At 72.3% G+C, this 22,403-nt stretch carries 20 protein-coding genes; 15 read left to right on the top strand and 5 right to left on the bottom strand.

Features of this window, described 5'->3' with window-relative positions:
- The first annotated feature begins 305 nt into the window (after nt 1-305).
- Nucleotides 306-1,511, top strand: a complete 1,206-nt coding sequence (locus MM438_RS08140) for an IS110 family RNA-guided transposase (RefSeq protein WP_241453376.1) — start codon at nt 306-308, stop codon at nt 1,509-1,511.
- A 233-nt stretch (nt 1,512-1,744) separates the two neighbouring features.
- Here MM438_RS08140 and MM438_RS08135 read toward each other — a convergent pair whose 3' ends face one another.
- Entirely contained in the window at nt 1,745-2,695 is a 951-nt protein-coding gene (locus MM438_RS08135; protein ID WP_241451987.1) for an ornithine cyclodeaminase family protein, read from the bottom strand.
- Nucleotides 2,696-2,800: 105 nt separating this feature from the next.
- Here MM438_RS08135 and MM438_RS08130 point away from each other — a divergent pair, with 105 nt between their 5' ends.
- From MM438_RS08130 to ligA, 8 genes are all read left to right on the top strand, one after another.
- Nucleotides 2,801-3,865 (top strand): hypothetical protein, encoded by a 1,065-nt coding sequence (locus MM438_RS08130; RefSeq protein ID WP_241451986.1) that lies wholly within the window; start codon nt 2,801-2,803, stop codon nt 3,863-3,865.
- Nucleotides 3,866-3,892: 27 nt separating this feature from the next.
- The gene (locus MM438_RS08125; protein ID WP_241449384.1) at nt 3,893-5,173 is read left to right on the top strand and encodes an IS256 family transposase; all 1,281 of its coding nucleotides are present in this window, start codon (nt 3,893-3,895) and stop codon (nt 5,171-5,173) included.
- A gap of 82 nt (nt 5,174-5,255) precedes the next feature.
- Nucleotides 5,256-5,939, top strand: a complete 684-nt coding sequence (locus MM438_RS08120; RefSeq protein ID WP_277628247.1) for an ABC transporter ATP-binding protein — start codon at nt 5,256-5,258, stop codon at nt 5,937-5,939.
- A gap of 8 nt (nt 5,940-5,947) precedes the next feature.
- Nucleotides 5,948-8,425, top strand: coding sequence for an FtsX-like permease family protein (locus MM438_RS08115; RefSeq protein ID WP_241451984.1), 2,478 nt, complete (start codon nt 5,948-5,950; stop codon nt 8,423-8,425).
- A gap of 156 nt (nt 8,426-8,581) precedes the next feature.
- Nucleotides 8,582-9,589, top strand: a complete 1,008-nt coding sequence (locus MM438_RS08110; RefSeq protein ID WP_241451983.1) for a uroporphyrinogen decarboxylase/cobalamine-independent methonine synthase family protein — start codon at nt 8,582-8,584, stop codon at nt 9,587-9,589.
- On the top strand, nt 9,589-10,554 hold the full coding sequence (locus MM438_RS08105) for a DMT family transporter (RefSeq protein WP_241451982.1): 966 nt from the start codon (nt 9,589-9,591) through the stop codon (nt 10,552-10,554). The genes MM438_RS08110 and MM438_RS08105 overlap by 1 nt, the downstream gene beginning before the upstream one ends.
- 26 nt (nt 10,555-10,580) lie before the next feature.
- A complete protein-coding gene (locus MM438_RS08100) occupies nt 10,581-10,934 on the top strand; it encodes a nucleoside triphosphate pyrophosphohydrolase family protein (protein ID WP_241451981.1) in 354 nt (117 codons plus the stop codon).
- 86 nt (nt 10,935-11,020) lie between these two features.
- Nucleotides 11,021-13,291 (top strand): NAD-dependent DNA ligase LigA, encoded by a 2,271-nt coding sequence (gene ligA, locus MM438_RS08095; protein ID WP_241451980.1) that lies wholly within the window; start codon nt 11,021-11,023, stop codon nt 13,289-13,291.
- An 81-nt stretch (nt 13,292-13,372) separates the two neighbouring features.
- On the opposite strand, the gene MM438_RS16735 is transcribed toward ligA, so the two are convergent.
- Both MM438_RS16735 and MM438_RS16730 read right to left on the bottom strand, forming a co-directional pair.
- On the bottom strand, nt 13,373-14,191 hold the full coding sequence (locus MM438_RS16735) for a family 43 glycosylhydrolase (protein ID WP_241451979.1): 819 nt from the start codon (nt 14,189-14,191) through the stop codon (nt 13,373-13,375).
- Nucleotides 14,083-14,619: a hypothetical protein gene (locus tag MM438_RS16730; RefSeq protein ID WP_241451978.1), complete on the bottom strand. Its 537-nt coding sequence runs from the start codon at nt 14,617-14,619 to the stop codon at nt 14,083-14,085. Before MM438_RS16730 ends, MM438_RS16735 begins: the two co-directional genes overlap by 109 nt.
- Nucleotides 14,620-14,822: 203 nt before the next feature.
- On the opposite strand from MM438_RS16730, the gene gatC reads away from it, so the two are divergent.
- Genes gatC through MM438_RS08065 form a run of 4 tightly spaced genes read left to right on the top strand, consistent with a single transcriptional unit; the run spans nt 14,823 to nt 19,497 of the window.
- Nucleotides 14,823-15,119 (top strand): Asp-tRNA(Asn)/Glu-tRNA(Gln) amidotransferase subunit GatC, encoded by a 297-nt coding sequence (gene gatC / locus MM438_RS08080; protein ID WP_241451977.1) that lies wholly within the window; start codon nt 14,823-14,825, stop codon nt 15,117-15,119.
- A gap of 2 nt (nt 15,120-15,121) precedes the next feature.
- Nucleotides 15,122-16,654 (top strand): Asp-tRNA(Asn)/Glu-tRNA(Gln) amidotransferase subunit GatA, encoded by a 1,533-nt coding sequence (gene gatA / locus MM438_RS08075; RefSeq protein ID WP_241451976.1) that lies wholly within the window; start codon nt 15,122-15,124, stop codon nt 16,652-16,654.
- A 1-nt stretch (nt 16,655) separates the two neighbouring features.
- Nucleotides 16,656-18,164 carry an Asp-tRNA(Asn)/Glu-tRNA(Gln) amidotransferase subunit GatB gene (gene gatB / locus MM438_RS08070; RefSeq protein ID WP_241451975.1) on the top strand — a complete coding sequence of 503 codons (1,509 nt, stop codon included), beginning with the start codon at nt 16,656-16,658 and terminating at the stop codon, nt 18,162-18,164.
- Nucleotides 18,165-18,168: 4 nt separating this feature from the next.
- Nucleotides 18,169-19,497 carry an alpha/beta fold hydrolase gene (locus MM438_RS08065; protein WP_241451974.1) on the top strand — a complete coding sequence of 443 codons (1,329 nt, stop codon included), beginning with the start codon at nt 18,169-18,171 and terminating at the stop codon, nt 19,495-19,497.
- A 189-nt stretch (nt 19,498-19,686) separates the two neighbouring features.
- Here the strand turns inward: MM438_RS08065 and MM438_RS08060 are convergent, their stop codons facing one another.
- Entirely contained in the window at nt 19,687-20,346 is a 660-nt protein-coding gene (locus tag MM438_RS08060; RefSeq protein WP_241451973.1) for a DUF937 domain-containing protein, read from the bottom strand.
- 98 nt (nt 20,347-20,444) lie between these two features.
- Between MM438_RS08060 and MM438_RS08055 the strand changes: the two genes are divergently transcribed.
- Nucleotides 20,445-21,374: a 2-hydroxyacid dehydrogenase gene (locus tag MM438_RS08055; RefSeq protein ID WP_241451972.1), complete on the top strand. Its 930-nt coding sequence runs from the start codon at nt 20,445-20,447 to the stop codon at nt 21,372-21,374.
- A gap of 6 nt (nt 21,375-21,380) precedes the next feature.
- Nucleotides 21,381-21,692: a GNAT family N-acetyltransferase gene (locus tag MM438_RS08050; protein ID WP_338155529.1), complete on the top strand. Its 312-nt coding sequence runs from the start codon at nt 21,381-21,383 to the stop codon at nt 21,690-21,692.
- Here the strand turns inward: MM438_RS08050 and MM438_RS08045 are convergent, their stop codons facing one another.
- Complete coding sequence (locus MM438_RS08045) at nt 21,693-22,340, bottom strand: TetR/AcrR family transcriptional regulator (RefSeq protein ID WP_241451970.1); 648 nt, start codon at nt 22,338-22,340, stop codon at nt 21,693-21,695.
- Nucleotides 22,341-22,403: the final 63 nt, after the last annotated feature.

The following is a 22,403-nucleotide window of genomic DNA, read 5'->3' as shown; positions in this document are numbered from 1 at the left end:
ACAGATCCGGCCCTTTCGCGTATGCCGTGGACGGTGGGCGTCGGGCGATTTCGGGGCCCCTGCCCCCGTTACCTTCTTCGTGCCCTCGGTGATGGGGGTGCTGGTCACCAGGTCTGGTATGACTCTTTGCCCCTGTCGCGCATGATCCGGGGGGTGTTGTCGCCGGGCTTGGTGGCGTCGGTGTGACCGCTGATAGGGACACGGCCCCCGCGCTCGGGAGGTCTCTTCGTAACGTGGCTGCCGGCTGCTGACGCCCGACCTGTGGCCAGCGGATCATGAGTCCGTCGGTCAACGAGGAGGACAGGATGCACGGGCTACCCGACCGCACCTACGCGGTCTACCTGGGGTTGGACGTCGGCAAGGAAACTCACCACGCCACCGCCCTGGACCCGTCCGGAAAACGGCTGCACGACAAGGCGCTACCGCAAGACGAGACCAAGCTGCGCGCCCTCTACGAGCACCTGTCCACGCACGGCCCGGTCCTGGTCGTGGTGGACCAGCCCGCCTCGATCGGGGCCCTGCCGGTCGCGGTCGCCCGCGCCGTCGGGGTCGACGTGGCGTACCTGCCGGGCCTGGCGATGCGCCGCATCGCGGACCTACACCCCGGCGCAGCGAAGACCGACGCCCGCGACGCGTACGTCATCGCCGACGCGGCCCGCACCATGCCCCACACCCTGCGGCGCGTGGACATGAACGACGACGCCCTGGCCGACTTGGAAGTCATCGTCGGGTACGACGACGACCTGGCCGGTGAGGTCACCCGCGTCACCAACCGCCTGCACGGCCTGCTCACCCAGATCCACCCAGCCCTGGAACGAGCCCTCGGACCCCGACTGCACCACAAGGCTGTCCTCGAGCTCCTGACCAGGTTCGGCGGACCCGCCGGGCTACGCACGGCCGGTCGGCGGCGGCTGACGAGCGTGGCCAAGCCCCGCGCGCCGCGCTCCTACGATCGGATCGTCGACGAGGTCATGACCGCCCTGGACGCCCAGACCGTGACCGTGCCCGGCACCCGCGCGGCCGAGCTCGTCATCCCGAAGCTGGCTTCCCAGCTCGCCGACCTGCTCGAGCAACGCGCGACCGTCGCGGCGCAGGTCGAGGAGATCCTTGATGCCCACCCTCTTGCCCCGGTCCTGACCTCGATGCCCGGCGTCGGTGTCAGGACCGCCGCAAGGATCTTGCTCGAGGTCGGCGACGGCAGCGCCTTCCCCACAGCCGGGCACCTCGCCGCCTACGCAGGCCTCGCCCCCGTCACACGTCGATCCGGGTCCAGCATCCGCGGCGAGCACCCCTCCAGGTCAGGCAACAAGAACCTCAAACGCGCGCTGTTCCTGTCCGCCTTCGCAGCCCTGTCCGACCCCACCAGCCGCGCCTACTACGACCGCAAACGAGCCCAAGGCAAGAAGCACAACGCCGCCCTCATCTGCCTGGCCCGCCGACGCTGCGACGTTCTCTACGCCATGCTCAGAGACGGCACCACCTACCAAGCCCCGACGGCCGCCGCGGCTTGACGAACCCCATAGGGACACCCCACGAGCGTCGGGTGAGCGGACACCCCGCACCCCGCGGGCGGCTCCTTGAGGCCAGGCTGGCCCCGTGGCACGTTCAAAGAGGGGGCCAAACGTACCCTTCGGGGCCAGCCTGGCCTCGGTGGCCTCGGTGGCCTCGGTGGGGCGCGGGTGACCCGACCGTCGCCCCTGGGGCCTGGCCGCGGATCCCGGGCGGTGTCCCGGCATACCGATGATCAGCGGGGGAGCAGCCGCCCCACATCGCGGCGGTCGGCCTCGTCGCTCACCCAGCCGGCGAGGACGAGGTCGCAGGCGCCGCTGCCGAGGTTCTGGCAGACGAGGCGGCCTGCCGGGCGTGCCCCCTGGAGCGCGTCGCCCGTCCAGCCGGTGGCCGCGGGATAGTCGGGCGAGAGCTTGTCCGGCGCGACGGCGGTGAGCTGGTCGACGTCGTCGCTGACCACCGTGGCGGTGCGGGCGAGGTCCGCGCCCACGGTGCTGGCGTAGTCCAGGGGCAGGAGCAGCACGTCGTCGCGCACCCGGGCCGGGTCCAGCTCCTGGCCCTGCAGCCCGATCGGCAGGCCACTCACGACGGTGCCCGCGTCGGACACCGCGTCGTAGGGGTCGTCGACCAGGGTCACCGACAAGTCGGGGACGTGCTCGGCGCACCACCGGCCCAGCTCCTCGCGTGCCGTCGCCCGCCGACCGTAGACCCGCACCTGGGCAACCCCGAGGGCCGTGAGCACGGTCAGGTGGGAGCGGGCCTGCACCCCCGTCCCGAGGAAGGCGACCGGGGCGTCCAGGTCCGCGAGTCGCCGCACGCAGGCCCCGGTCACCGCGGCGGTCCGCAGGGCCGTCAGGGGACCGGCGTCCATGACGGCGCGGACCTGGCCGGTGCGGGCGTCGTTGACGATCATCAGGCCCTGGATCGCGGGGAGCCCGCAGGCGGGGTTGTCGGGCAGCACGGTCAGCCACTTGCACCCGACCAGGCCCTGGTCGGCCAGGCCGGCCGGCATGGCGTTGGCGAAGCCGTCGCCGGGCAGTGCGACGGCGGGCTTGGGCGGCACGTCCGCGCGTCGCCCGGCGAGAGCGACGAGGGCCTGCTCGGCCAGGTCGGTCGCGGTCACGGGGTCGGGCAGCAGGGCCGTGACCTCGTCGGCGGACAGGTGGCGCCAGGTCTGGTGAGGCATGGGGGTCAACCTATCGGCCGGCCCCGTCGGCGGGAGCGTGTCTTCCGCCACGTCCTGTCCTGTGCGACAGTACTTTCCTCGGAATCCGTTTAATGAGGAGTTCACATGAGCCACAGGGTGTCTCGACGCGACCGGCGATGGTGGGCAGCCCTCGTCGCGGTCGTGCTCGGGTCGTTCGCGGTGCTGCTGTGGATGGGCCAGCAGATCGACACCTCCAAGCCGCCGATCCCCGCCCGGGTCGTCGCCGACGGCACGGAGCTGTTCACCGGCGACGACATCGTCCACGGCCAGCAGGTCTGGCAGTCGCTGGGCGGCCAGGAGATCGGCTCGGTGTGGGGACACGGCGCCTACGTCGCGCCCGACTGGACCGCCGACTGGCTGCACCGCGAGGCCACCACCCTGCTCGACGGGTGGACCCGCGAGGAGGGCGGCACGACCTACGACCGGACCACCACGGAGCGCCAGGGAGCCCTCAAGGCCCGGCTCAAGCAGGAGCTGCGCACCAACACCTACGACCCGCGAACCGGCACCGTGGAGCTGTCCGCCGCCCGCGCCCACGCCTTCACGCTGAACGCCACCTACTACACCGCGATGTTCGCGGGCGGGCACGAGCACTACGCGATCCCCCGTGGCACCCTCACCGACGCGGCCGCGGCCCGCGACCTGACGGCGTTCTTCTGGTGGACCAGCTGGGCAGCCTCCACCAACGCGCCCGGCAGCGACGTGACCTACACCCAGAACTGGCCCCACGAGCCGCTGATCGACAACGTGCCGCCCCCGGACAACGTCCTGTGGAGCATCCTCAGCTTCGTCCTGCTCCTCGGCGGCATCGCGGGGATGGTCTTCTACCACTCCTCCCAGGACGCGGAGGACACCGAGCACCCTGAGCAGGTGCCGACCAAGGATCCCCTGCTCGGCTACCGGCCCACCCCCAGCCAGCGCGCCACGCTCAAGTACTTCTTCGTGGTGGGGTTGCTGTTCGTCCTGCAGATCGCCTGCGGCATCATCGGCGCCCACTACGGCGTCGAGGGCGGATCCCTGTTCGGCATACCGATCGACCGGGTCCTGCCGTATGCCGTGGTCCGGACCTGGCACACCCAGCTCGGCATCTTCTGGATCGCCAGGGAGTGTCAGAACAACGGTGGGTGGGGGTTCGGCCTGACGCGCTGAGCGGTGCTCGGCGGGAGAGCAGGCAGCATGACGAACACGATTGGGGTCGTGGACCTCAACGATGACGACAAGCAGGCGCTGGCGCAGCGTCTGGTGGACCAGGCCCGCGCTGAAGGAGTCGACCTGGTCGGCCCCGACGGTGTGCTGACGGGCCTGACCAAGCAGGTGCTGGAGACCGCTCTGGAGGAAGAGCTGACCGAGCACCTCGGCTACGAGCACTCGGATCGGCACGCGAAGCCGGCGCCGGTCGACGGGGGCGGGAACGAGCGGAACGGCACCCGATCCAAGACGGTGCTCACGCAGATCGGGCCGGTCACGATCGACGTTCCGCGGGACCGGGACGGCACATTCGACCCGAAGATCGTCCGGAAGCGGCAACGCCGTCTGGACGGCGTCGACCAGCTCGTCCTGTCCTTGTCGGCGCGCGGGTTGACCACCGGTGAGATCGCGGCGCACTTCGCCGAGGTGTATGGCGCGTCGGTGTCCAAGGACACGATCAGTCGGATCACCGAGAAGGTCGCCGCGGAGATGTCTGAGTGGCAGCACCGGCCCCTGGACCGCGTGTACCCGGTGATCTTCATCGACGCGCTCGTGGTGAAGGTCCGTGACGGGCAGGTCACCAACAAGCCCTTCTACATCGTCATCGGCGTGACGACCGCCGGGGAACGCGACATCCTCGGGATCTGGGCCGGCGACGGTGGGGAGGGCGCAAAGTTCTGGCTGGGCGTGCTCACCGAGATCAAGAACCGCGGTGTCGAGGACGTGTGCATCGCCGTGTGCGACGGGCTGAAAGGACTGCCCGAGGCGATCACCACGACATGGGAGCTCGCCGCCGTACAGACGTGCGTCGTGCACTTGATCCGGAACACGTTCCGGTACGCGGCCCGCCAGCACTGGGACGCGATGGCCAAGGACCTGCGGCCCGTGTACACGGCCGTCAACGCCGAGCAGGCCGCCGCACGGTTCGAGGACTTCGCCGCCACGTGGGAGCCCGTCTGTCCCGCCGCGATCCGCATGTGGCGAGGCGCGTGGAACGAGTTCGTGCCCTTCCTCGACTACGACGTCGAGATCCGCAAGGTCATCTGCACGACCAACGCGATCGAGTCGTTGAACGCCCGCTACCGGCGCGCCGTCCGTGCGCGAGGGCACTTCCCGAACGACGCCGCCGCGTTGAAGTGTCTCTACCTGGTGACCCGTTCCCTGGACCCCACCGGGAGAGGCAGGGCACGATGGGTCATCCGGTGGAAGGCACCCCTGAACGCCTTCGCCATCACCTTCGAGGGACGCATCACCCCCTCGACCACCTAAGAACGCTGGGCACCCCGCCCACCGATAATCCGACAGTCCCGCTGGCGGGTCCTAGCGCTTGGTGGAAGGTTTCGACGTGGAGATGTTGGTGCGGTGCGTGGACGTGGTTCACCGTGTGGGAGAAGGAGCAGGGGAGCGCCTCGTGCTCGATGAGGTGTCGTGTGCCCTGGCGCCGGGGAGGATGGTGGCGCTCATGGGTCCCTCGGGTTCGGGTAAGTCGACCTTGCTGAACATCATGGGTGGGTTGTTGCAGCCGTCGTCCGGGCGGGTTGTGGTCAACGGGACAGCCATCGAGGCGATGTCGGCCGACGAGCTGACGGAGTTCCGGGGAACCAACGTGGGGTTCGTCTTCCAGGAGTGGAACCTGGTGCGGGACCTCACCGTGATCGAGAACGTCGCTCTGCCGTTGCGGCTGGCGGGTGTCCCGCGACGACGGAGCAACCAGCTGGCCCTGGCCGCCCTGGAGCGAGTCGGGGTGGATCACCTGATGGGTGGCTTCCCCGACAAGATCTCCGGAGGAGAGCAGCAGCGGGTGGCCATCGCCCGGGCTGTGGTAGACGACCGTCGGCTGATCCTGGCCGATGAGCCCACGGGTGCGCTGGACCAGGCGAACGGTGCCCGGGTGCTGACGCTCCTGCGCTCCCTGGTGGACGGCGGTGAACGGGGATGCATCATCGCCACCCATGACTCCGCGGTCGCGGCCAGGTGCGACACGGTGTGGCGGATCGTCGACGGTCGTATCGAGCAGCGGGACGCCGCCCGATGAGGGCCCAGATGCGGTTGCTGGGGTGGCGCCTGGCGACGCGACATCGGGTGCGGACCGCGCTCCTGGTCCTGGCCGTCGCCCTACCTGTGCTGATTTGTTCCTGTCTGTCCAGCCTGGCGGCGACCGCAGCCGTCTCCGAGGACGAGGCTCGGGCCCTGATGGTCGGGCAGTCCGAGGGTCGTCTGACAGCCCTGTCACGAAGCGCCGATCCTCGCCCGGCGCTCCTGCCCGGCACGCACCTCGTGCCGGACGTCTCCTACCAGGACATGCCCATCACCTCGCCCGGCGGACGACGCACGGATGTCAAGGGGCGAGCCCTGGACCTGACAGACCCCGCGACCGCCGGCATGTTCGTGGTCGAGGAGGGCCGCCCCGGCGTCGACCCCGGGACGATCGGTCTGTCCCGAGCGCTGGCCGCCAGGCTGCAGGTGGGCGTGGGTGACCACGTCGGTGTCGGCCCGCAGGGCGTCCCTCGGCGGGTGAGTGCCCTGCTCGTCTATGCGCCCACCGCCGACGACGTGTTCTTCGTGAGCGCGTCGCCGATCCCCTTGGCCGGCCCGCGGGCCAAGGACATCGAGGGATCTCATCGCTGGCTCGTCGTCGGTGGGGTGGACAGCGGGCGCCTCGAGGCAGCTCGCCTGCTCTACGAACCACGACAGACCTTCGATGGGCACGTGTCCGGCACGCAGGAGATGCAGGCGTTGTCCCTCGGGGTGGGCGTCGGTCTGCTGGTGGAGTGCCTCCTCCTGGTCGGAGCCGCGATGACCATGGTGGTGCGTGCCGAGACCCGGTCCGCCGGTCTGCTGGCGGCCATGGGAGCAGGACCTAGGATCCGCTGGTCCTTCCTGCAGTGGTACGTCCGGGTGGTCACCGTCACGGGGATCCTCGTCGGATCCGGTCTCGGGATCGGACTCGCCTACGTCTTGCAAGGCCCGGTCCAGGACCGCGCCGCCGCGGACTGGGGACGGTTCACCCCTGCCTGGTGGGTTCTGGTGGCAGTGGCGGTGATCGCCTGGATCGGCGTGTCGGCCACCTGTGCTGCACCGCGGCGCAAGATGCGCCGAGCGCCCCTCCTCCACCTTCTCGGGCAGGCACCTCCCACCGTTCGGGAGGGGAGCAGAGGGGGCTGGGTGGTGGTGGTCGCGCTGCTCGTCCTCGGACTCCTGGTAGGAGCAGCCAGCGTGGTGTGGTCCTACTGGTCACCCCTCCTTGCTCTCGTCGCGGCCCCCCTGATCTGCGCCGGTCTGGTCCTGGCCTGCCTGCGACTCGTGGCGCGCCGGGGAGCGTCCCCGACCCTGCCGGGCCCCGCGGCCGCCGGAGTCGCGTTCCGTCACCTGGCGGCGGCCCCGGCCCGGGCTGCGCTGACCGCCATGGCGATCGCTCTCGTGGTGTGCATCGCGACATACCTTCAGATGGCGTCGCAGGCCTTCGTCGAGTCGGCGGAGCGCAACCCGGTCACCCCCGTCGTCCCGGGCTACGCGCTCGTCGAGACGCGCCGCCCCCTCACGGCGGGTGAGGTGCGAGACCTTGGCGGCACGGTGCGGTCGATCACCCCCGTCTCGTCTGCCGCCCAGGGCGAGGGCGAGGTCACGCTGGACACCGATCTGATGCGGTGTCTCTCGGCCACCGTGGTCTTCTCCACCTCCGGTGCCGGGGGCTTCGACGCCGTGCCGTGCGTGTCGCGCTCCACGGCCAAGGTGGTCTTTCCCTCCGTCGCGGTTGCGACGCCGGACGACGCCTCGGCGTTCGCTCGGCGTCCTTGGCTGCCCGGGGAGGCTGCTGCGTATGCCGAGGGACGGCTGGCGGTGGTGACCGACGACCCCGGCGTTCCGGGCCCGCTGACCCTGGCAGTCCAGTCGTTCACGGCCGGCGGCAGCCACCTCCAGCTGCATCCCCTCGGTCGAGTTCCCCGCCGGGTCGCTCCGGGGGGCGCCCGCTTCGGCCGGATGCCCGTGGCGTACCTGTCGCCCGCCGGTGCGAGGCGCCTCGGCCTCTCGCCGGGGGACCCGCAGTACCTCGTCGCGGCGGCCGGCCCGAGACAGATCCAGAGCCACCTGCCTGCCGACGTCCAGGCAGATGCACGCATCACCGTCAACGAAGAGTCCCCCCAGCTGGGGCCAGCCCGAGCCATGAAGGTCATAGCCACGGTGGGGGCCTGTCTCACGGCGGCCGCGATCTTGGCCGCCATGATGGCGCTGTGGAGCGACGACCTGCGCTCGTCCCGGCAGATGATGGCGGCTCTGGGAGCGTCGCGACGATGGCTGGGGAGCACCGGGGCCCTCCTGGGCGGATCGATCGCTCTGGTGGCCACCGCGCTCGGCGCCCTGTGCGGGGTGGCGGGTGGGGTCACCCTTGCCCGAGCGGCCCGACTGCCGATCCCCACGACCTGGACGCCGCTGCTGACCTTGTCGGTCAGCGTGGCTGTGGCCGTGCTCGTGGGTGCCCTGTCGGTGCCGAGGCGCTGGAAGGTCCTCCGTCGAGGGTGAGGAGAAACCCACTGACGGACCCTCCCGGTCGGTGCGCCCGAGGTGTCTCGGCTCCTGCGGTCGGTCTCGGGCTGAAGCCCGAGACCGACCGCAGGAGCCGTCCCGAGGGGCGGCGCCTGCCAGGGCCGGGTCACCCCAGGCGGTAGCGTCACCGGCGTGACGAGAGCGACCGGGATGGGATCGTGGCCGGGCACGGACGTGCGCGAGACGCAGCGGGCGGTGCGCTCGCTGCTGGCCGACGAGGGGTTGCCCTACCTGCCCGAGCTGCCCGACCGCGGTCCGGGCGCAGACCTGATCGGGCGGGCGGCGGCGCTGCTGGTGGACCTGCACGTCGACCTGCAGCCGCAGGGCTGGCGGTTCGTGGACCGGGCGGGTCGCGACGCCGAGCGGGCGGCCGCGTGGTGGCGCCAGGACCTGGACGAGCTGGCGGAGACCTTCGACGGCTACGAGGGCGAGCTCAAGGTCCAGGTCGCCGGGCCGCTCACCCTCGCCGGGTCGGTCTGGCTGCACCGCGGCGAGCGTGCGGTCGTCGACGAGGGCGCGCTGCGGGACCTGACCGGCAGCCTCGCCGAGGGGATCAGGAACCACGTCGCCGAGGTCGAGCGGCTCGTGCCCGGCGCCCGCGTGGTCGTCCAGCTCGACGAGCCCTCGCTGCCCGCCATCCTCGCGGGGCGGCTGCCCACCGCGAGCGGCTTCGGCCGGATCCGGGCGATCGACTCGTACGTCGGCGCCAACCTGGTCGGTGAGGTCCTGCGCGCCGCGGGCGAGGTGGGGGGACGAGCCGCAGGCGAGCGGCATACGGTCGTGCACTGCTGCGCCAAGGGTGCGCCGCTGCCCCTGCTGCGCGCCACGGGCGCCGGCGCCCTCGCGGTCGACGCGACCGTCCTCGGCCCCAAGGGCTGGGAGTCCCTCGCGACCACGCTGGAGGCGGGCACCGACGTGTGGCTCGGGGCCTATCCCTCGGCTGCCCCGCTGCCCGGGGTCGGCGCCGTCCGTGACACCGTCGTGCGCCGCTGGTCCGATCTCGGTCTGTCCGCGAGCACCCTGGCGGACGTGACGATCTCGCCCGCCTGCGGACTGGCCGGACTCGCTCCGGCCGACGCGGTCGCCGCCCAGCGGCTCGCGGGACAGGTCGCCGAGGCCGTCCGCGAGGCCACCGGCTGATGACCCGGCCGCGGTGGCCCTGGCAGGTCAGCTGGCTGGTCCTGGTGCTGGTGTGGGGGGCGAGCTTCCTGCTGATGAAGGTCGGCCTGGACGCCCTCGTCCCGCTGCAGATCTCGACCCTGCGGGTGCTCACCGGCTGCCTGGTCGTGGTGACGCTGCTGCGGCTCACGGGCGGCCGGCTGCCCCGCGGACGTCACGTCTGGGGTCACCTGATGGTCGTCGGACTCTTCCTCGCCACGGTGCCGTTCACCTTCTTCGCCCTGGGGGAGACCCGGGTCTCCTCGGCCCTGGCGGGGATCGGCAACGCGATCACGCCCATCGCCACCGTGGGCCTGACCATGGTCTTCGTGCGGGACGAGCACTTCTCCCGGCCCAAGCTCCTCGGCGTGCTGCTCGGCTTCCTCGGGGTCGTGGTGATCATGCAGCCCTGGGCGGCGGCCGAGCGACCGGACCTGCTCGGCTTCGCGATGACGCTGCTCGCGGGCTCCAGCTATGGCGTCGGGCGGACCTGGCACCGGCTGCACCTCAAGGAGCACGACCCCGGTGGGCTGGCCGTGCCGGCCGCCCAGCTGCTGTGCGCCTCGGGACAGCTGGTGGTGATCCTGGTGGGGGCGTGCGCCCTCGGTCTGGCCGGCGTCACCAGCCCCTGGGAGGTCCACCTGCGCCACGGATCCGGCTCGGTGCCCTGGTCGCTCGCGGCGGTGCTCGCCCTCGGGGCGGTGGGCACGGGCCTGGCGTTCTCCCTGCAGTTCCAGGTGGTCCGGGCCGCAGGCGCCACCGTGGCCACGACCGTCACCTACCTGATCCCCTGCGTGTCCATCCTGCTCGGGGTGCTCGTGCTGGGCGAGGCCATGGACGCGTGGACGCTCGTGGGCTTCGCGATCGTGCTGGCCGGCGCGGTGCTGGTCGGGATGGGCAACCGGTGGGCCGCCTCCTGGGCCGCACGTCGCCAGGGCCGGTCGTAGGTCAGGTCGCTGGCAGGATGACGGGCATGGAGCTCGCGCAGTGGCAGGACCGGATCGAGTACGTCTCGGCGGGCTACGCCGACCACTACGGCGTGGACCGCACCACCGAGTGGGTGCTGCTCAAGCTCGCCGAGGAGGTGGGCGAGCTCGTCCAGGCGCACCTGTCGTCGAGCGGCCAGGGGCGCGACCGCGGGCGCTCGCCGGACGAGCTGGCCGAGGCGGTGCGCGGCGAGGTCGACGACGTGCTCGCCATGACGCTCGTGGCGGCGCAGCGGCTGGGCGTCGACGTCGAGGAGGCCCTGGCCGACAAGTGGCTGCGCTACGAGTCCTTCCACCAGGAGCGGGGATTCGTGGCGGGCGGCGCGCCGGCTGCGGGCTGAGGGGCGCCTGAAGCAGCCGACATACGGCCTGGACGGCTCGGTGTCGTCGCCGAGGGTCTGTCGGCCCCGCGTGGCACCATGCGCGTATGCCGAGAAAGACCACCCCCCAGGCCCCCGCGGTGGCCGACGCCGACGGAGCCGAGGTCCCGACCAGCGACGCCGAGGTCGCCGACGCCTCCGTGGCGGCGCGGCACGAGTGGACCGAGGTCGCCGAGCGGGTGCGGGACGCGCAGGAGCGCTACTACGGCACGGACTCGTCGACGATGTCCGACGCGGAGTACGACCAGCTGATGCGCCGGCTGCAGGCGCTCGAGGACGAGTTCCCCGACCTACGGACGCCGGACAGCCCCACCCAGCAGGTCGGGGCGGCGCACCGGGCCACCGACTTCGCGCCGGTCCAGCACCGGGAGCGGATGCTGAGCCTGGACAACGTCTTCAGCCCGGACGAGCTCGCCGAGTGGCTGGCGCGCGTCGAGCGCGGTCTGGAGGGCGCGCCGCACTACCTGTGCGAGCTCAAGATCGACGGCCTGGCGATCGACCTGGTCTACGAGCACGGAGAGCTCGTGACGGCGGCGACCCGCGGCGACGGCCGGGTGGGGGAGGACGTCACCCCCAACGTCCGCACCATCGAGGGGATCCCGCACCGGATCACCGGTGACGACGTGCCCGCGCTGGTCGAGGTGCGCGGCGAGATCTTCTTCCCGATCGAGGCCTTCGGCGACCTCAACGCCCAGCTCGTCGAGCAGGGGCGGGCTCCCTTCGCCAACCCGCGCAACGCGGCAGCCGGATCCCTGCGGCAGAGGGACTCCCGCGTCACGGCGACCCGCCCGCTGCACATGCTGGTCCACGGCATCGGCGCGCGCGAGGGGCTCTCGCTCACCCGGCAGAGCGAGGCCTACGAGCTGCTGCGCGGGTGGGGCTTCCCGACCACCACGCACCACCGGGTGCTGCAGACGCCGCAGGAGGTGCTGGACTACGTCGCCCACCACGGCGAGCACCGCCACGACGTGGAGCACGAGATCGACGGCGTGGTGGTCAAGGTCGACGAGCTCGCGCTGCAGGGGCGGCTGGGCACCACCTCCCGCGCGCCCCGCTGGGCGATCGCCTACAAGTACCCGCCCGAGGAGGTCAACACCACGCTCCTCGACATCCGGGTCAACGTCGGCCGCACCGGCCGGGTGACGCCGTACGGCGTGATGGAGCCGGTCAAGGTCGCGGGCTCCACGGTCGAGATGGCCACGCTGCACAACGCCTTCGAGGTGCGGCGCAAGGGCGTGCTGATCGGCGACACCGTGGTGCTGCGCAAGGCCGGCGACGTGATCCCGGAGATCCTCGGCCCGGTCGTGGACCTGCGCGACGGCAGCGAGCGGGAGTTCGTGATGCCGACGCACTGCCCGGCGTGCGGGACGGCCCTGGCGTACGAGAAGGAGGGCGACAAGGACATCCGCTGCCCCAACGCCCGCTCCTGCCCCTCCCAGCTGCGCGAGCGACTCTTCGGGCTCGCCTCGCGGGGCGGCTTCGACATCGAGGCGCTCGGGTGGGAGGGCTCCCTCGCGCTGCTCGACTCGGGCGTGATCGCGGACGAGTCCACGCTGTTCGACCTCACGCCCGAGGCCGTCGCCCGGGTCCCGCTCTACACCCGGGCGGCCAGCCGCAAGGAGCAGGCCGACCCCGACGCCGTTCCCGCCCCCGGCATCGTCGACGGCCGGGTGCTGTCCGCCACGGGCCGCAAGCTGGTCGACAACCTCGCCAAGGCCAAGCACCAGCCGTTGTGGCGCGTCCTGGTGGCCCTGTCCATCCGCCACGTCGGCCCCACCGCCGCCCGGGCGCTCGCCACCCACTTCGGGTCGCTGGACGCCATCCGGGCCGCCTCGGTCGAGGAGCTCGCCGGGGTCGAGGGCGTCGGCGGGGTGATCGCCGAGTCCGTGATCCAGTGGTTCGAGGTCGACTGGCACCGCGAGATCGTCGACCGCTGGGCGGCGGCCGGCGTGCGGATGGCGGACGAGCGCGACGAGTCCGTCGAGCGGACCCTGGAGGGCCTGACCGTCGTGGTGACCGGCTCGCTGGAGGGCTTCACCCGCGACAGCGCCAAGGAGGCGATCATCGCCCGCGGTGGGAAGGCCTCCGGATCGGTGTCCAGGAAGACCGACTTCGTCGTCATCGGCGAGGGCGCGGGCACCAAGGCCGCCAAGGCCGAGGAGCTCGGGCGCCCCGTCCTGGACGAGGCCGGCTTCGTGCGGCTGCTCGCGGGCGGGGCCGCGGCCGTGCGCCCGGCCGACGAGACGGAGCCGACCGCGGACGAGCAACCGGACGGCGGAGAGCCGGGGGACGGGCAGCCGGACAGCACTCCGGCGTAGTCGCACGCTGCCGCCGGCCCCGCCCGGTCGCGGCCGCGATCGCGCCAGGCTGCGACCGGGCAGGGCCTGCGACGCCGGCGATCAGCCGAGCGCGTTGGCGACGGTGACCCGGCCCTGACTGTCGGCATACGTCATCCGGGCCACGTGGTAGATCCGGTTGGCGTAGGCGTAGCCGGTGGTGGACCTGTTCCAGGCGGCATACATCATCGCGATCTTGCCGCTCGGATCGACGAAGGCCGAGGCGCCGCCCGGCCCCCAGATCCCGAGGGTCGAGCTGGTCCTGAGGATCGGGTAGGTGAAGATCCGGCCGCACGTGGAGCGCGGGGACGCGCAGTGGGTCTCACCGGTCGCGTAGCTCGCCGTCTGCCACAGGTTGCCGGAGTGGAAGAGGAAGTAGCGGCCGCCCCAGAAGACCATCGAGGGGTTCTCGACCAGCGTCCCCTCCCAGGTCTGGGAGGTGCGCAGCAGCAGCGCCTGGCTCACCCCGGGCACATAGCTGGTCGCGGCGTCCCGGAAGGTGCCCGCGTCGTTGATCGGGATGCTGTAGATCTCGGTGGGCTTGCTGCCCGGAACACCCTCGTTCTTGAAGATCAGGTGCAGCTGGCCGGTCTTCGGGTCACGGAACAGGTCCGGGTCGATCGAGCCGTGGGGGTCCCCCGAGCACACGACCGGCTTGGTGGTCCGGTCGATGAAGGGGCCCTCGGGGGACGTGGCGGTCGCGAGCGAGATGCACTGGCGGCCGGTGGCATAGCTCTGCTGGGCGACGTAGGCCAGGAGGTAGCGGCCGTCCTTCAGCCGCTCCACGGAGGGGGCCCAGGCGCCGACGCACCACTTGTCCTCGGCAGCGGTGGTGCCGGGCGTGACCACCTTGCAGCGGCTGCGGTCGGCCCAGGCGGCCACGTCGGGCAGGGCGTCGTGCAGTAGTAGGGGTCGACCCGCAGCGTGCCGTTGTAGACCTTGCGCAGGCCGGGGTAGTAGGTGCCGGTGCGGGGGTTGATGCCCTTGTTGGGCAGCGGGTCGCCGACGGCGCCGTAGGCACGGCGGGCGATCCACGACTTCGTGTCGACCGAGTGCATCACGGGCAGGTAGGCCCCGCCGGTGTTGGTGCCGTAGGCGTAGTAGGTGCTGCCGACCTTGAGGACGTCGGGGTCGGCGAACTCGCCCACGTAGGTCGTCGCCGGCTTGAACCAGCCGGTGTCGGTGGCGGCCTGGGCGGTGGGCGCGGCGGGCTGGGACACCACCGAGCCGGCGGCGGCGCTGGCCGCGAGGACGGCGATAGCAGCCGCCCGCAGGAGGCGGTGTCGTCGGAGAGAGGTGGAAGTAGTCACGCCGCGTACTCAACGGTAGTTGAATCATCCACGGAGAGTTACCTTGACTCGTTACCTCGGGTGGCGGACCGAGGGGTGCGCCATCCGCGTGGAGTCACCGAACCGGTCGGAGCAAGGCCGTAACGCCCGGGGTCCGGCTCCTCCGGGCCCGCACCCCGGGCAGGCGACGTGGCGGATCACGCAGCGCCACTAGACTGCGGCGCATGTCTTCCCTGTCCCGCGACCAGGTCGCCCACCTGGCCAGCCTCGCGCGCATCGAGATGACCGATGCCGAGCTCGACACGACGGCCGGGGAGCTGGCCGTCATCCTCGACTCCGTCGCGCAGGTCGGCGAGGTCGCCGCCGACGACGTCCCGCCGATGTCGCACCCGATGCCCCTGACCAACGTGACCCGGCCCGACGAGGTCAAGCCCGGCCTCACCGCCGCGCAGGCCCTGTCCGCAGCGCCCGAGCAGGAGCTCGACCGCTTCCAGGTGCCCCGGATCCTGAGCGAGGACTGACCATGACGACCACCGACCTCACCCGGCTCACCGCCGCCCAGATGTCCGAGGGCCTCGCCGCCGGCGACTTCACCGCCGTCGAGCTGACCCAGGCCCACCTCGACCGGATCGCCGCCGTCGACGGCGCGGTCCACTCCTACCTCCACGTCGACGCCGAGGGCGCTCTCGCCACGGCCCGCGAGGTCGACGAGCTGCGAGCCCGGGGCGAGCAGCTGCACCCCCTCGCCGGCGTCCCGATCGCGGTCAAGGACGTGATGACCACGACGGGCATGCCCACCACGTGCGGCTCGAAGATGCTCGACGGCTGGGTGCCGCCCTACGACTCGACCGTCGTCGAGCACATCAAGGCCGCGCGGATGCCGATCCTGGGCAAGACCAACATGGACGAGTTCGCCATGGGCTCCTCCACCGAGCACTCGGCCTACGGCCCCTCTCACAACCCCTGGGACCTGGAGCGGATCCCCGGCGGCTCAGGCGGTGGCTCCTCCTCGGTCGTGGCGTCCTTCCAGGCCCCGCTCGCGACCGGCACCGACACCGGCGGCTCGATCCGTCAGCCCGCGGCCGTGACCGGCTCGGTCGGGACCAAGCCGACGTATGGCGGAGTCTCGCGCTACGGCCTCGTCGCACTCGCCTCCTCCCTCGACCAGGCGGGCCCGTGCGCGCGCACCGTCCTGGACACCGCCCTGCTCCACGAGCTCATGGGCGGGCACGACCCCCGCGACTCCACCTCGATCGACGCCCCGGTGCCGCCGGTCGTCGAGGCCGCCCGCAACGGCGACGTCCGTGGGATGCGGATCGGCGTGGTCAAGGAGCTGTCGGGCGAGGGCTACCAGGCCGGGGTGCAGCAGCGCTTCGACGAGACGGTCGCGCTGCTCGAGGCCGGGGGCGCCGAGATCGTCGAGGTCTCCTGCCCCCACTTCCGCTACGCCCTGGCGGCGTACTACCTGATCCTGCCGTCCGAGGCCTCCAGCAACCTCGCGAAGTTCGACGCCATGCGTTACGGCATGCGGGTGGCGCCCCAGGGCGTCGACGCCCCCAGCGCCGAGCAGGTCATGGCGGCCACGCGCGACGCAGGCTTCGGCCCGGAGGTCAAGCGCCGCATCATCCTCGGCACCTATGCCCTGTCCAGCGGCTACTACGACGCCTACTACGGCCAGGCTCAGAAGGTCCGCACCCTCATCGCGCGGGACTTCGAGGCGGCCTTCGAGCGGTGCGACGTGCTGATCAGCCCCACCGCGCCGACCACGGCGTTCAAGCTGGGCGACAAGATCGACGACCCGATGGCGATGTACCTCAACGACATCGCCACCATCCCGGCCAACCTCGCCGGCACCCCCGGCATGTCGGTCCCCACCGGCCTGGCCCCCGAGGACGGGCTGCCGGTCGGCATGCAGATCCTCGCCCCCGCGATGGCCGACGACCGGATGTACCGCGTCGCCGCCTACGTCGAGCGCGAGCTCGAGCAGACCTGGGGCGGGCCGCTGCTCGACCAGGCGCCGGCGCTGCCCGGCGACGAGACCCGGAAGGACCGCTGACATGGCCACGACCCACGTCGAGGAGGTCCTCGGCTACGACGAGGTCCTCGAGCGCTTCGACCCCGTGATGGGGCTCGAGGTGCACGTCGAGCTGAGCACCGCCACCAAGATGTTCTGCTCCTGCGCCACGACCTTCGGGGCCGAGCCCAACACCCAGGTGTGCCCGGTGTGCCTCGGCCTGCCCGGCGCCCTGCCGGTGGTCAACGCCAAGGGTGTGGAGTCCGCGATCCGGATCGGCCTGGCCCTCAACTGCGAGATAGCCGAGTGGTGCCGCTTCGCGCGGAAGAACTACTTCTACCCGGACATGCCCAAGAACTTCCAGACCTCGCAGTACGACGAGCCGATCGCCTACGGCGGCTATCTCGACGTGACGCTGGACGACGGCGAGGTCTTCCGGGTGGAGATCGAGCGCGCCCACATGGAGGAGGACACCGGCAAGTCGCTGCACATGGGCGGCGCCACCGGGCGCATCCACGGCGCCGACTACTCGCTGCTGGACTACAACCGGGCGGGCATCCCGCTTATCGAGATCGTCACCAAGCCGGTGACCGGCGCGGGCGAGCGGATGCCGGAGGTCGCCAAGGCGTACGTCTCCGCCATACGTGACCTGATGCGTGCGCTGGATGTCTCGGACGCGCGGATGGAGCAGGGCTCGATGCGCTGCGACGCCAACGTGTCGCTGATGCCCAAGGGCGCGGACCGCTTCGGCACCCGCACCGAGACCAAGAACGTCAACTCGCTGAGGTCGGTCGAGCGGGCGGTGCGCTACGAGATGCAGCGCCACGGCGCGATCCTCTCGTCGGGCGGGACGATCCTGCAGGAGACCCGGCACTGGCACGAGGACACCGGGGTGACGACCTCGGGTCGCGAGAAGTCCGACGCCGAGGACTACCGCTACTTCCCGGAGCCGGACCTGGTGCCGGTCGCCCCGAGTCGCGAGTGGGTCGAGCAGCTGCGGGCGACCCTGCCCGAGCCTCCCGGTGAGCGGCGCAAGCGGCTGCAGGGGGAGTGGGGCTACTCCGACCTGGAGATGCGCGACGTCGTCAACGCCGGCGCCGTCGAGCTCATCGAGGCCTCCGTCGCCGCCGGGGCGACCCCGCCCGCCGCCCGCAAGTGGTGGATGGGTGAGGTCTCCCGCCGCGCCAACGACCAGGCCAAGGACCTCGCCGACATGGGGGTCACCCCGGAGCACGTCGCCGAGCTGGACACCATGGTCCGCGACGGCCGCCTCAACGACTCCATGGCCCGTCAGGTCATGGACGGGGTGCTGGCCGGCGAGGGCTCGCCCCGTGAGGTCGCCGACGCCCGCGGGCTGGAGCTGGTGCAGGACGACTCCGCGCTGGAGGCCGCCGTCGACGAGGTGCTCGGCCGCAACGCCGACATCGTCGCCAAGATCAAGGACGGCAAGGTCCAGGCCGCGGGCGCCCTCATCGGCCAGGTCATGAAGGCCATGAAGGGTCAGGCCGACGCGGCCAAGGTGCGCGAGCTGATCCTGGCCAAGTGCCAGTGACCGGATGACGAACGACGGCGGCGCCCGTCGCGTCCGGGGACTGCCCCGGGTGCGGCGGGCGCTGCGGCGTCTCGGCGTCGGGGTGCTCGGGGTGGTCGCGGCCCTCACGGTCCTGGCGCTGGTGACCTGCTGGGCGATCTCGCCGCCGGACACGCTGGCCGCACCCGACGGGGCGGACGTGCAGGTGGCGGGCACCCGGGTGCACTTCCGCGAGTGGGGCGGCGGCCCGGGGCGGCCGATCCTGCTGATCCACGGCTTCGCCGAGCACACCGCCGTCTGGGAGACCAGCGCCCGCCTGCTCGCGGGCAGCCGGCGGGTGGTGGCGGTGGACCTGGAGGGGCACGGCTACACCGGGCGGACCGGGCGCCACGACCTGGACCACCAGGTGGCGCTGGTCGACGGCCTGATCGCGCGACTGGGCCTGGATCGCCCTGCGGTGGTGGGGCACTCGATGGGCGCCGCCGTCGCTGCCGGGCTCGCGCTGCAGCACCCCGACCACGTGGGCGGGATCGTCCTCGCCGACGGGGACGCGCTGCCCTTCCGACGCGAGGACGGCTCGGACGAGCCGCGCTCCGGCCCGCCCTCGTGGCTGCTGCACAGCCCCTGGGTCCTCGCGGCCTACCGCGTGGGCACCCGCTGGTCCTGGCTCGACGAGCGGATCGTCCGGCAGCAGTGCGGCTCTCGCTGCCTCGCCGTCACCCCCGAGCTGGTCGAGGCCTGGCTGCGACCCATGCGGCAGCGGTCGACGGAGCAGGCCCTGCCGGCGATGGCGGGGTCGGGGGTGCTGCACCTGACGCCGGACGAGCTGCGCCGGATCACGGTCCCACGCGCCATCGTCTGGGGCGCCGAGGACGCCACCTCCGGGGGTTCGCTCGCGCTGGCGCAGGACTACCTCGGCCGGCCCCGGACGATCGAGATCCCCGGCGCCGGGCACCTGGTGATGGTGGCCGATCCGGCGGCCTTCGCGCGCCGTCGAGCAGCTCGTCGCGGGCTTCTGACGGCCGTGGAGCGTCTCGGGTGCGCCGACGGGGACCCGGGCCTTCCTGAAGGCAGCCCACCCGGGGCTCGACCTGCTGACGCCGGACTCCTCCCGACAGGCCCTCGCCGGAGGCGAAGGAGTCCCCGAGGGCGACCACGCGGGGCGCGACGGTGGCCGCGACCGGCGACCGGTGGCGACGCCGCCGACCGAGGATGCCTGGGCAGCGGTGGTGGTCGGAGCGGTCGCGAGCGCGGCCACGGAGCAGACGACGGCGGCCATGACGGACGGGTGCCTCGGCATGGCGATCCCCCCTGGATCCACCGAAGGTGTCGGGGAGAGCCTCGGTTCCCCTGACCTGCGTGAACGGCGGTCCACCCGGACACCTACGTGGGAATGCCCGCAACGCCGAGGACGACTGCGCACGGTGCTGCGGCCGGTGCGGAGCGTGCCCGCGTAGGGCGCGGTCCGCGCCGGCCGCGTCGCGGGTGGGGCGCGACGGCACGTGGCGTCGCGTCCCACCCGCTCGACCGGGACGGTCCCGGGTCAGCGGCGGCCGCCGCCGAGCAGGCCGCCGAGCACCTCGGTGATGATCCGGCCGGTGTCCAGGCCCTGGCCGGACTGCGGCGGCAGGTCCTGCTGGACCGGGGCCTGCCCGGGGATCGTCTGGGTCTGCGGGGTCTGGGCGCCCTGACCGGTGGCGCGGCCGAGGACCGAGCCGAGGATGTCGGTGAGGATCGATCCGGCCGCGCCGCCCTGGCCGGTGGTCTGGCCCTGCGGCAGGCCCATGCTGCCGCCCGCGCCGGCCTGGCCGAGCACCTGGCGGGCGAGCCAGGCCATGACGATCGGGGCCAGGATCGGGATGAGGCGCTGCACCAGCGGGCCGGCGACGCCCTGCAGGCCGCCGAGCTGCTGGGCCACGGCGCCCTGCTGGTCACCGAAGATGTGCTGCGCGATCGCCTCGCCGTCGCGGGTGTCGACCTGCCCCAGCTCGACCGGGCCCTCGCCCAGCCGGCCCTCGTGCTGCGACAGGGCGTCGACGATGGACGCGGCGCCGGAGGGGTCGGCGGCGTTGGCCTGGAGGCCGCCGAGCAGGGCGGGCAGCGCGGCCGCGGCGGCCTGCTGGACCTCCTCGGGGCGGGCGTCGAGCTGGCGGGCCAGGTCGGCCACGGGAAGGGAGCGAAGGATCTCGTCGACAGCGGACATGGGGTCTCCTCGTGCGGGGATGGTGCTGGGTCGACCACAACCTAGCGCCCTCGTGGACGCACGGGTCCGGTTCGCGGACATCGCCATACGCTGACCCCATGGCTGTGATGACCGTCGCCGACCGGGAGTGGATCGAGCGCGTGGGGCAGGTGCCGGGCGTCGAGCTCGTGACCTGGGACCTCGCGGGGCCGTGCCCGCGCGCGGACGAGGTGGAGCTCGTCGTCGCGCCCTACCGGCTGAGCACCGAGGGCTTCGAGCACCTGGCTGACCTGCCGCGGCTGCGGGCCTTCCAGCTGCTGTCAGCGGGCTACGAGCACGCGATCCCCTTCGTCCCGCCGGGGGTGCAGCTGCTCAACGCCCGCGGCGTGCATGCCGCCGCCACCGCCGAGCTGGCGCTGGCGCTGACCCTGGCGATGCAGCGGGAGGTGCCGTGGTTCGTCCAGGGGCATCGCGAGCAGCGTTGGCAGGACAAGCACTTCACCCCGGGCCTGGCGGACCGGCGGGTGCTCGTCGTGGGGTATGGCGACATCGGGCGGGCGATCGTGCGTCGGCTGCTGCCCTTCGAGTGCGCGGTCACGGTGGTCGCCAGCCGCCCGCGCGCGGGGGACGACCTGGTCGCCGAGGTCCACGGCATCGACGAGCTGCCGCTGCTGCTGCCGGACCACGACGTGGTCGTCCTCGTCGTGCCGCACACCCCGCGGACGGACCGGCTGATGGACGCCGCCATGCTGGCCCGGATGCCGCAGGACGCTCTGCTGGTCAACGTCGCTCGCGGCAAGGTCGTCGACACCGAGGCCCTGCTCGAGGCCACCCGCGCGGGCAGGATCCGTGCGGCGCTGGACGTCGTGGACCCGGAGCCGCTGCCCGACGGGCACCCGCTGTGGTCGACGCCGGGGGTGCTGGTGGCGCCGCACGTGGGTGGTCTCGCGGAGGGCTTCTGGGCCCGGGCGGCCCGGCTGGTCCGGGCCCAGGCGGAGCACCTGCGGGCGGGCGAACCGTTCGACAACGTGGTGCAGCTCGCTCGCTGAGCGTGCGTGCCGCCCCAGTGGCAGACTCACGTCATGGCTGAGGACCCCATCGTCACGCGCAACGACCACCTGCACCGCTACGAGGTGCGCCACGACGGTGAGCTCGCGGGTTTCGCCGACGCCCACCTCGACGGCGAGGTGCTGGTGGTGCCGCACACGGAGGTCGACCCGGCCTTCGGCGGCATGGGCCTGGGCAGTGCTCTCGTCAGGGGCATGCTCGACGACGTCCGCGAGCGCGGGCTGCGGGTCGAGCCGGCCTGCTCCTTCGTCGCGTCCTGGCTGGACAAGCACCCGGAGTATGCCGACCTGCGGGCCTGATCAGCTCGGCTCGGCCACCGTGCCCGGCCGGGTGACCAGCGCGCTCTCCAGGAGGGTGACCAGGCTGTCGGACAGGTCGTCGGGGGCCACGTGCCCGGGGTCGAGGAGGTGCTGCAGCGCCCCGCCCTGGAAGGTCGCGTAGAGCAGCCGGGCCAGGCCCAGGCTGTCGATGGGCAGCCGGACCCCCTGGTGGCCGAGGTAGGCCTCGAGGATGGCCGCGATCTCGCGCAGGTTGTGGGTCACGACCTCGCGCCAGGCCGCGCCGGCCGCGGGCTCGCGGATCGCGTGCAGCATCAGCTCGGTCTGCAGCAGCAGCCACTGCTCGCGCTCGCCGGGCTGCTCGGTCCAGGTGGTGAGCACCTCGTGGAGCAGCTCGCTGGGCGTCAGGCCGGCGCGCCGGGTCAGCTCGGTGACCCGCTCGCGCAGCGCGGTGCTGCGCTCCTCGACCAGCGCGATCACCAGGTCGTCCCGCGAGGTGAAGTTGGAGTAGAACGCGCCCCGCGTGAATCCTGCTCGCTCGCAGACGTCCTCGACCGTCGTGCCGTGCAGCCCGCGCTCGGCGAAGGCCTCCGAGGCGGCGGCCAGCAGGCGTCGCCGGGTGGCCTCGCGACGGGCGGATCGCGGTGTCTCAGGGTGGGGCATGGCCATGGCTCCAGACTACTCGCGAGTTTTGGATACGGAGATGTATCTGCGTACGGTGGTGCATCGAAA

Origin of the sequence: Arsenicicoccus dermatophilus, from assembly GCF_022568795.1 — a bacterium.
GTDB lineage: Bacteria > Actinomycetota > Actinomycetes > Actinomycetales > Dermatophilaceae > Arsenicicoccus > Arsenicicoccus dermatophilus.
Note: the sequence above shows the minus strand (reverse complement) of the source record. Positions and strands in the feature narration are given on the sequence as shown.

What these genes read in the sequence shown, in the direction of transcription:
- MM438_RS08060 (WP_241451973.1), bottom strand. Translation starts at nt 20,346, where the DNA reads ATGTCCGCTGTCGACGAGATCCTTCGCTCCCTTCCCGTGGCCGACCTG.
- MM438_RS08135 (WP_241451987.1), bottom strand. Translation starts at nt 2,695, where the DNA reads ATGCCTCACCAGACCTGGCGCCACCTGTCCGCCGACGAGGTCACGGCC.
- MM438_RS08115 (WP_241451984.1), top strand. Translation starts at nt 5,948, where the DNA reads ATGCGGTTGCTGGGGTGGCGCCTGGCGACGCGACATCGGGTGCGGACC.
- gatB (WP_241451975.1), top strand. Translation starts at nt 16,656, where the DNA reads ATGGCCACGACCCACGTCGAGGAGGTCCTCGGCTACGACGAGGTCCTC.
- MM438_RS08055 (WP_241451972.1), top strand. Translation starts at nt 20,445, where the DNA reads ATGGCTGTGATGACCGTCGCCGACCGGGAGTGGATCGAGCGCGTGGGG.
- MM438_RS08065 (WP_241451974.1), top strand. Translation starts at nt 18,169, where the DNA reads ATGACGAACGACGGCGGCGCCCGTCGCGTCCGGGGACTGCCCCGGGTG.
- MM438_RS08100 (WP_241451981.1), top strand. Translation starts at nt 10,581, where the DNA reads ATGGAGCTCGCGCAGTGGCAGGACCGGATCGAGTACGTCTCGGCGGGC.
- MM438_RS08045 (WP_241451970.1), bottom strand. Translation starts at nt 22,340, where the DNA reads ATGGCCATGCCCCACCCTGAGACACCGCGATCCGCCCGTCGCGAGGCC.
- gatC (WP_241451977.1), top strand. Translation starts at nt 14,823, where the DNA reads ATGTCTTCCCTGTCCCGCGACCAGGTCGCCCACCTGGCCAGCCTCGCG.
- MM438_RS08140 (WP_241453376.1), top strand. Translation starts at nt 306, where the DNA reads ATGCACGGGCTACCCGACCGCACCTACGCGGTCTACCTGGGGTTGGAC.
- ligA (WP_241451980.1), top strand. Translation starts at nt 11,021, where the DNA reads ATGCCGAGAAAGACCACCCCCCAGGCCCCCGCGGTGGCCGACGCCGAC.
- MM438_RS08105 (WP_241451982.1), top strand. Translation starts at nt 9,589, where the DNA reads ATGACCCGGCCGCGGTGGCCCTGGCAGGTCAGCTGGCTGGTCCTGGTG.
- MM438_RS08120 (WP_277628247.1), top strand. Translation starts at nt 5,256, where the DNA reads ATGTTGGTGCGGTGCGTGGACGTGGTTCACCGTGTGGGAGAAGGAGCA.
- gatA (WP_241451976.1), top strand. Translation starts at nt 15,122, where the DNA reads ATGACGACCACCGACCTCACCCGGCTCACCGCCGCCCAGATGTCCGAG.
- MM438_RS08130 (WP_241451986.1), top strand. Translation starts at nt 2,801, where the DNA reads ATGAGCCACAGGGTGTCTCGACGCGACCGGCGATGGTGGGCAGCCCTC.
- MM438_RS08125 (WP_241449384.1), top strand. Translation starts at nt 3,893, where the DNA reads ATGACGAACACGATTGGGGTCGTGGACCTCAACGATGACGACAAGCAG.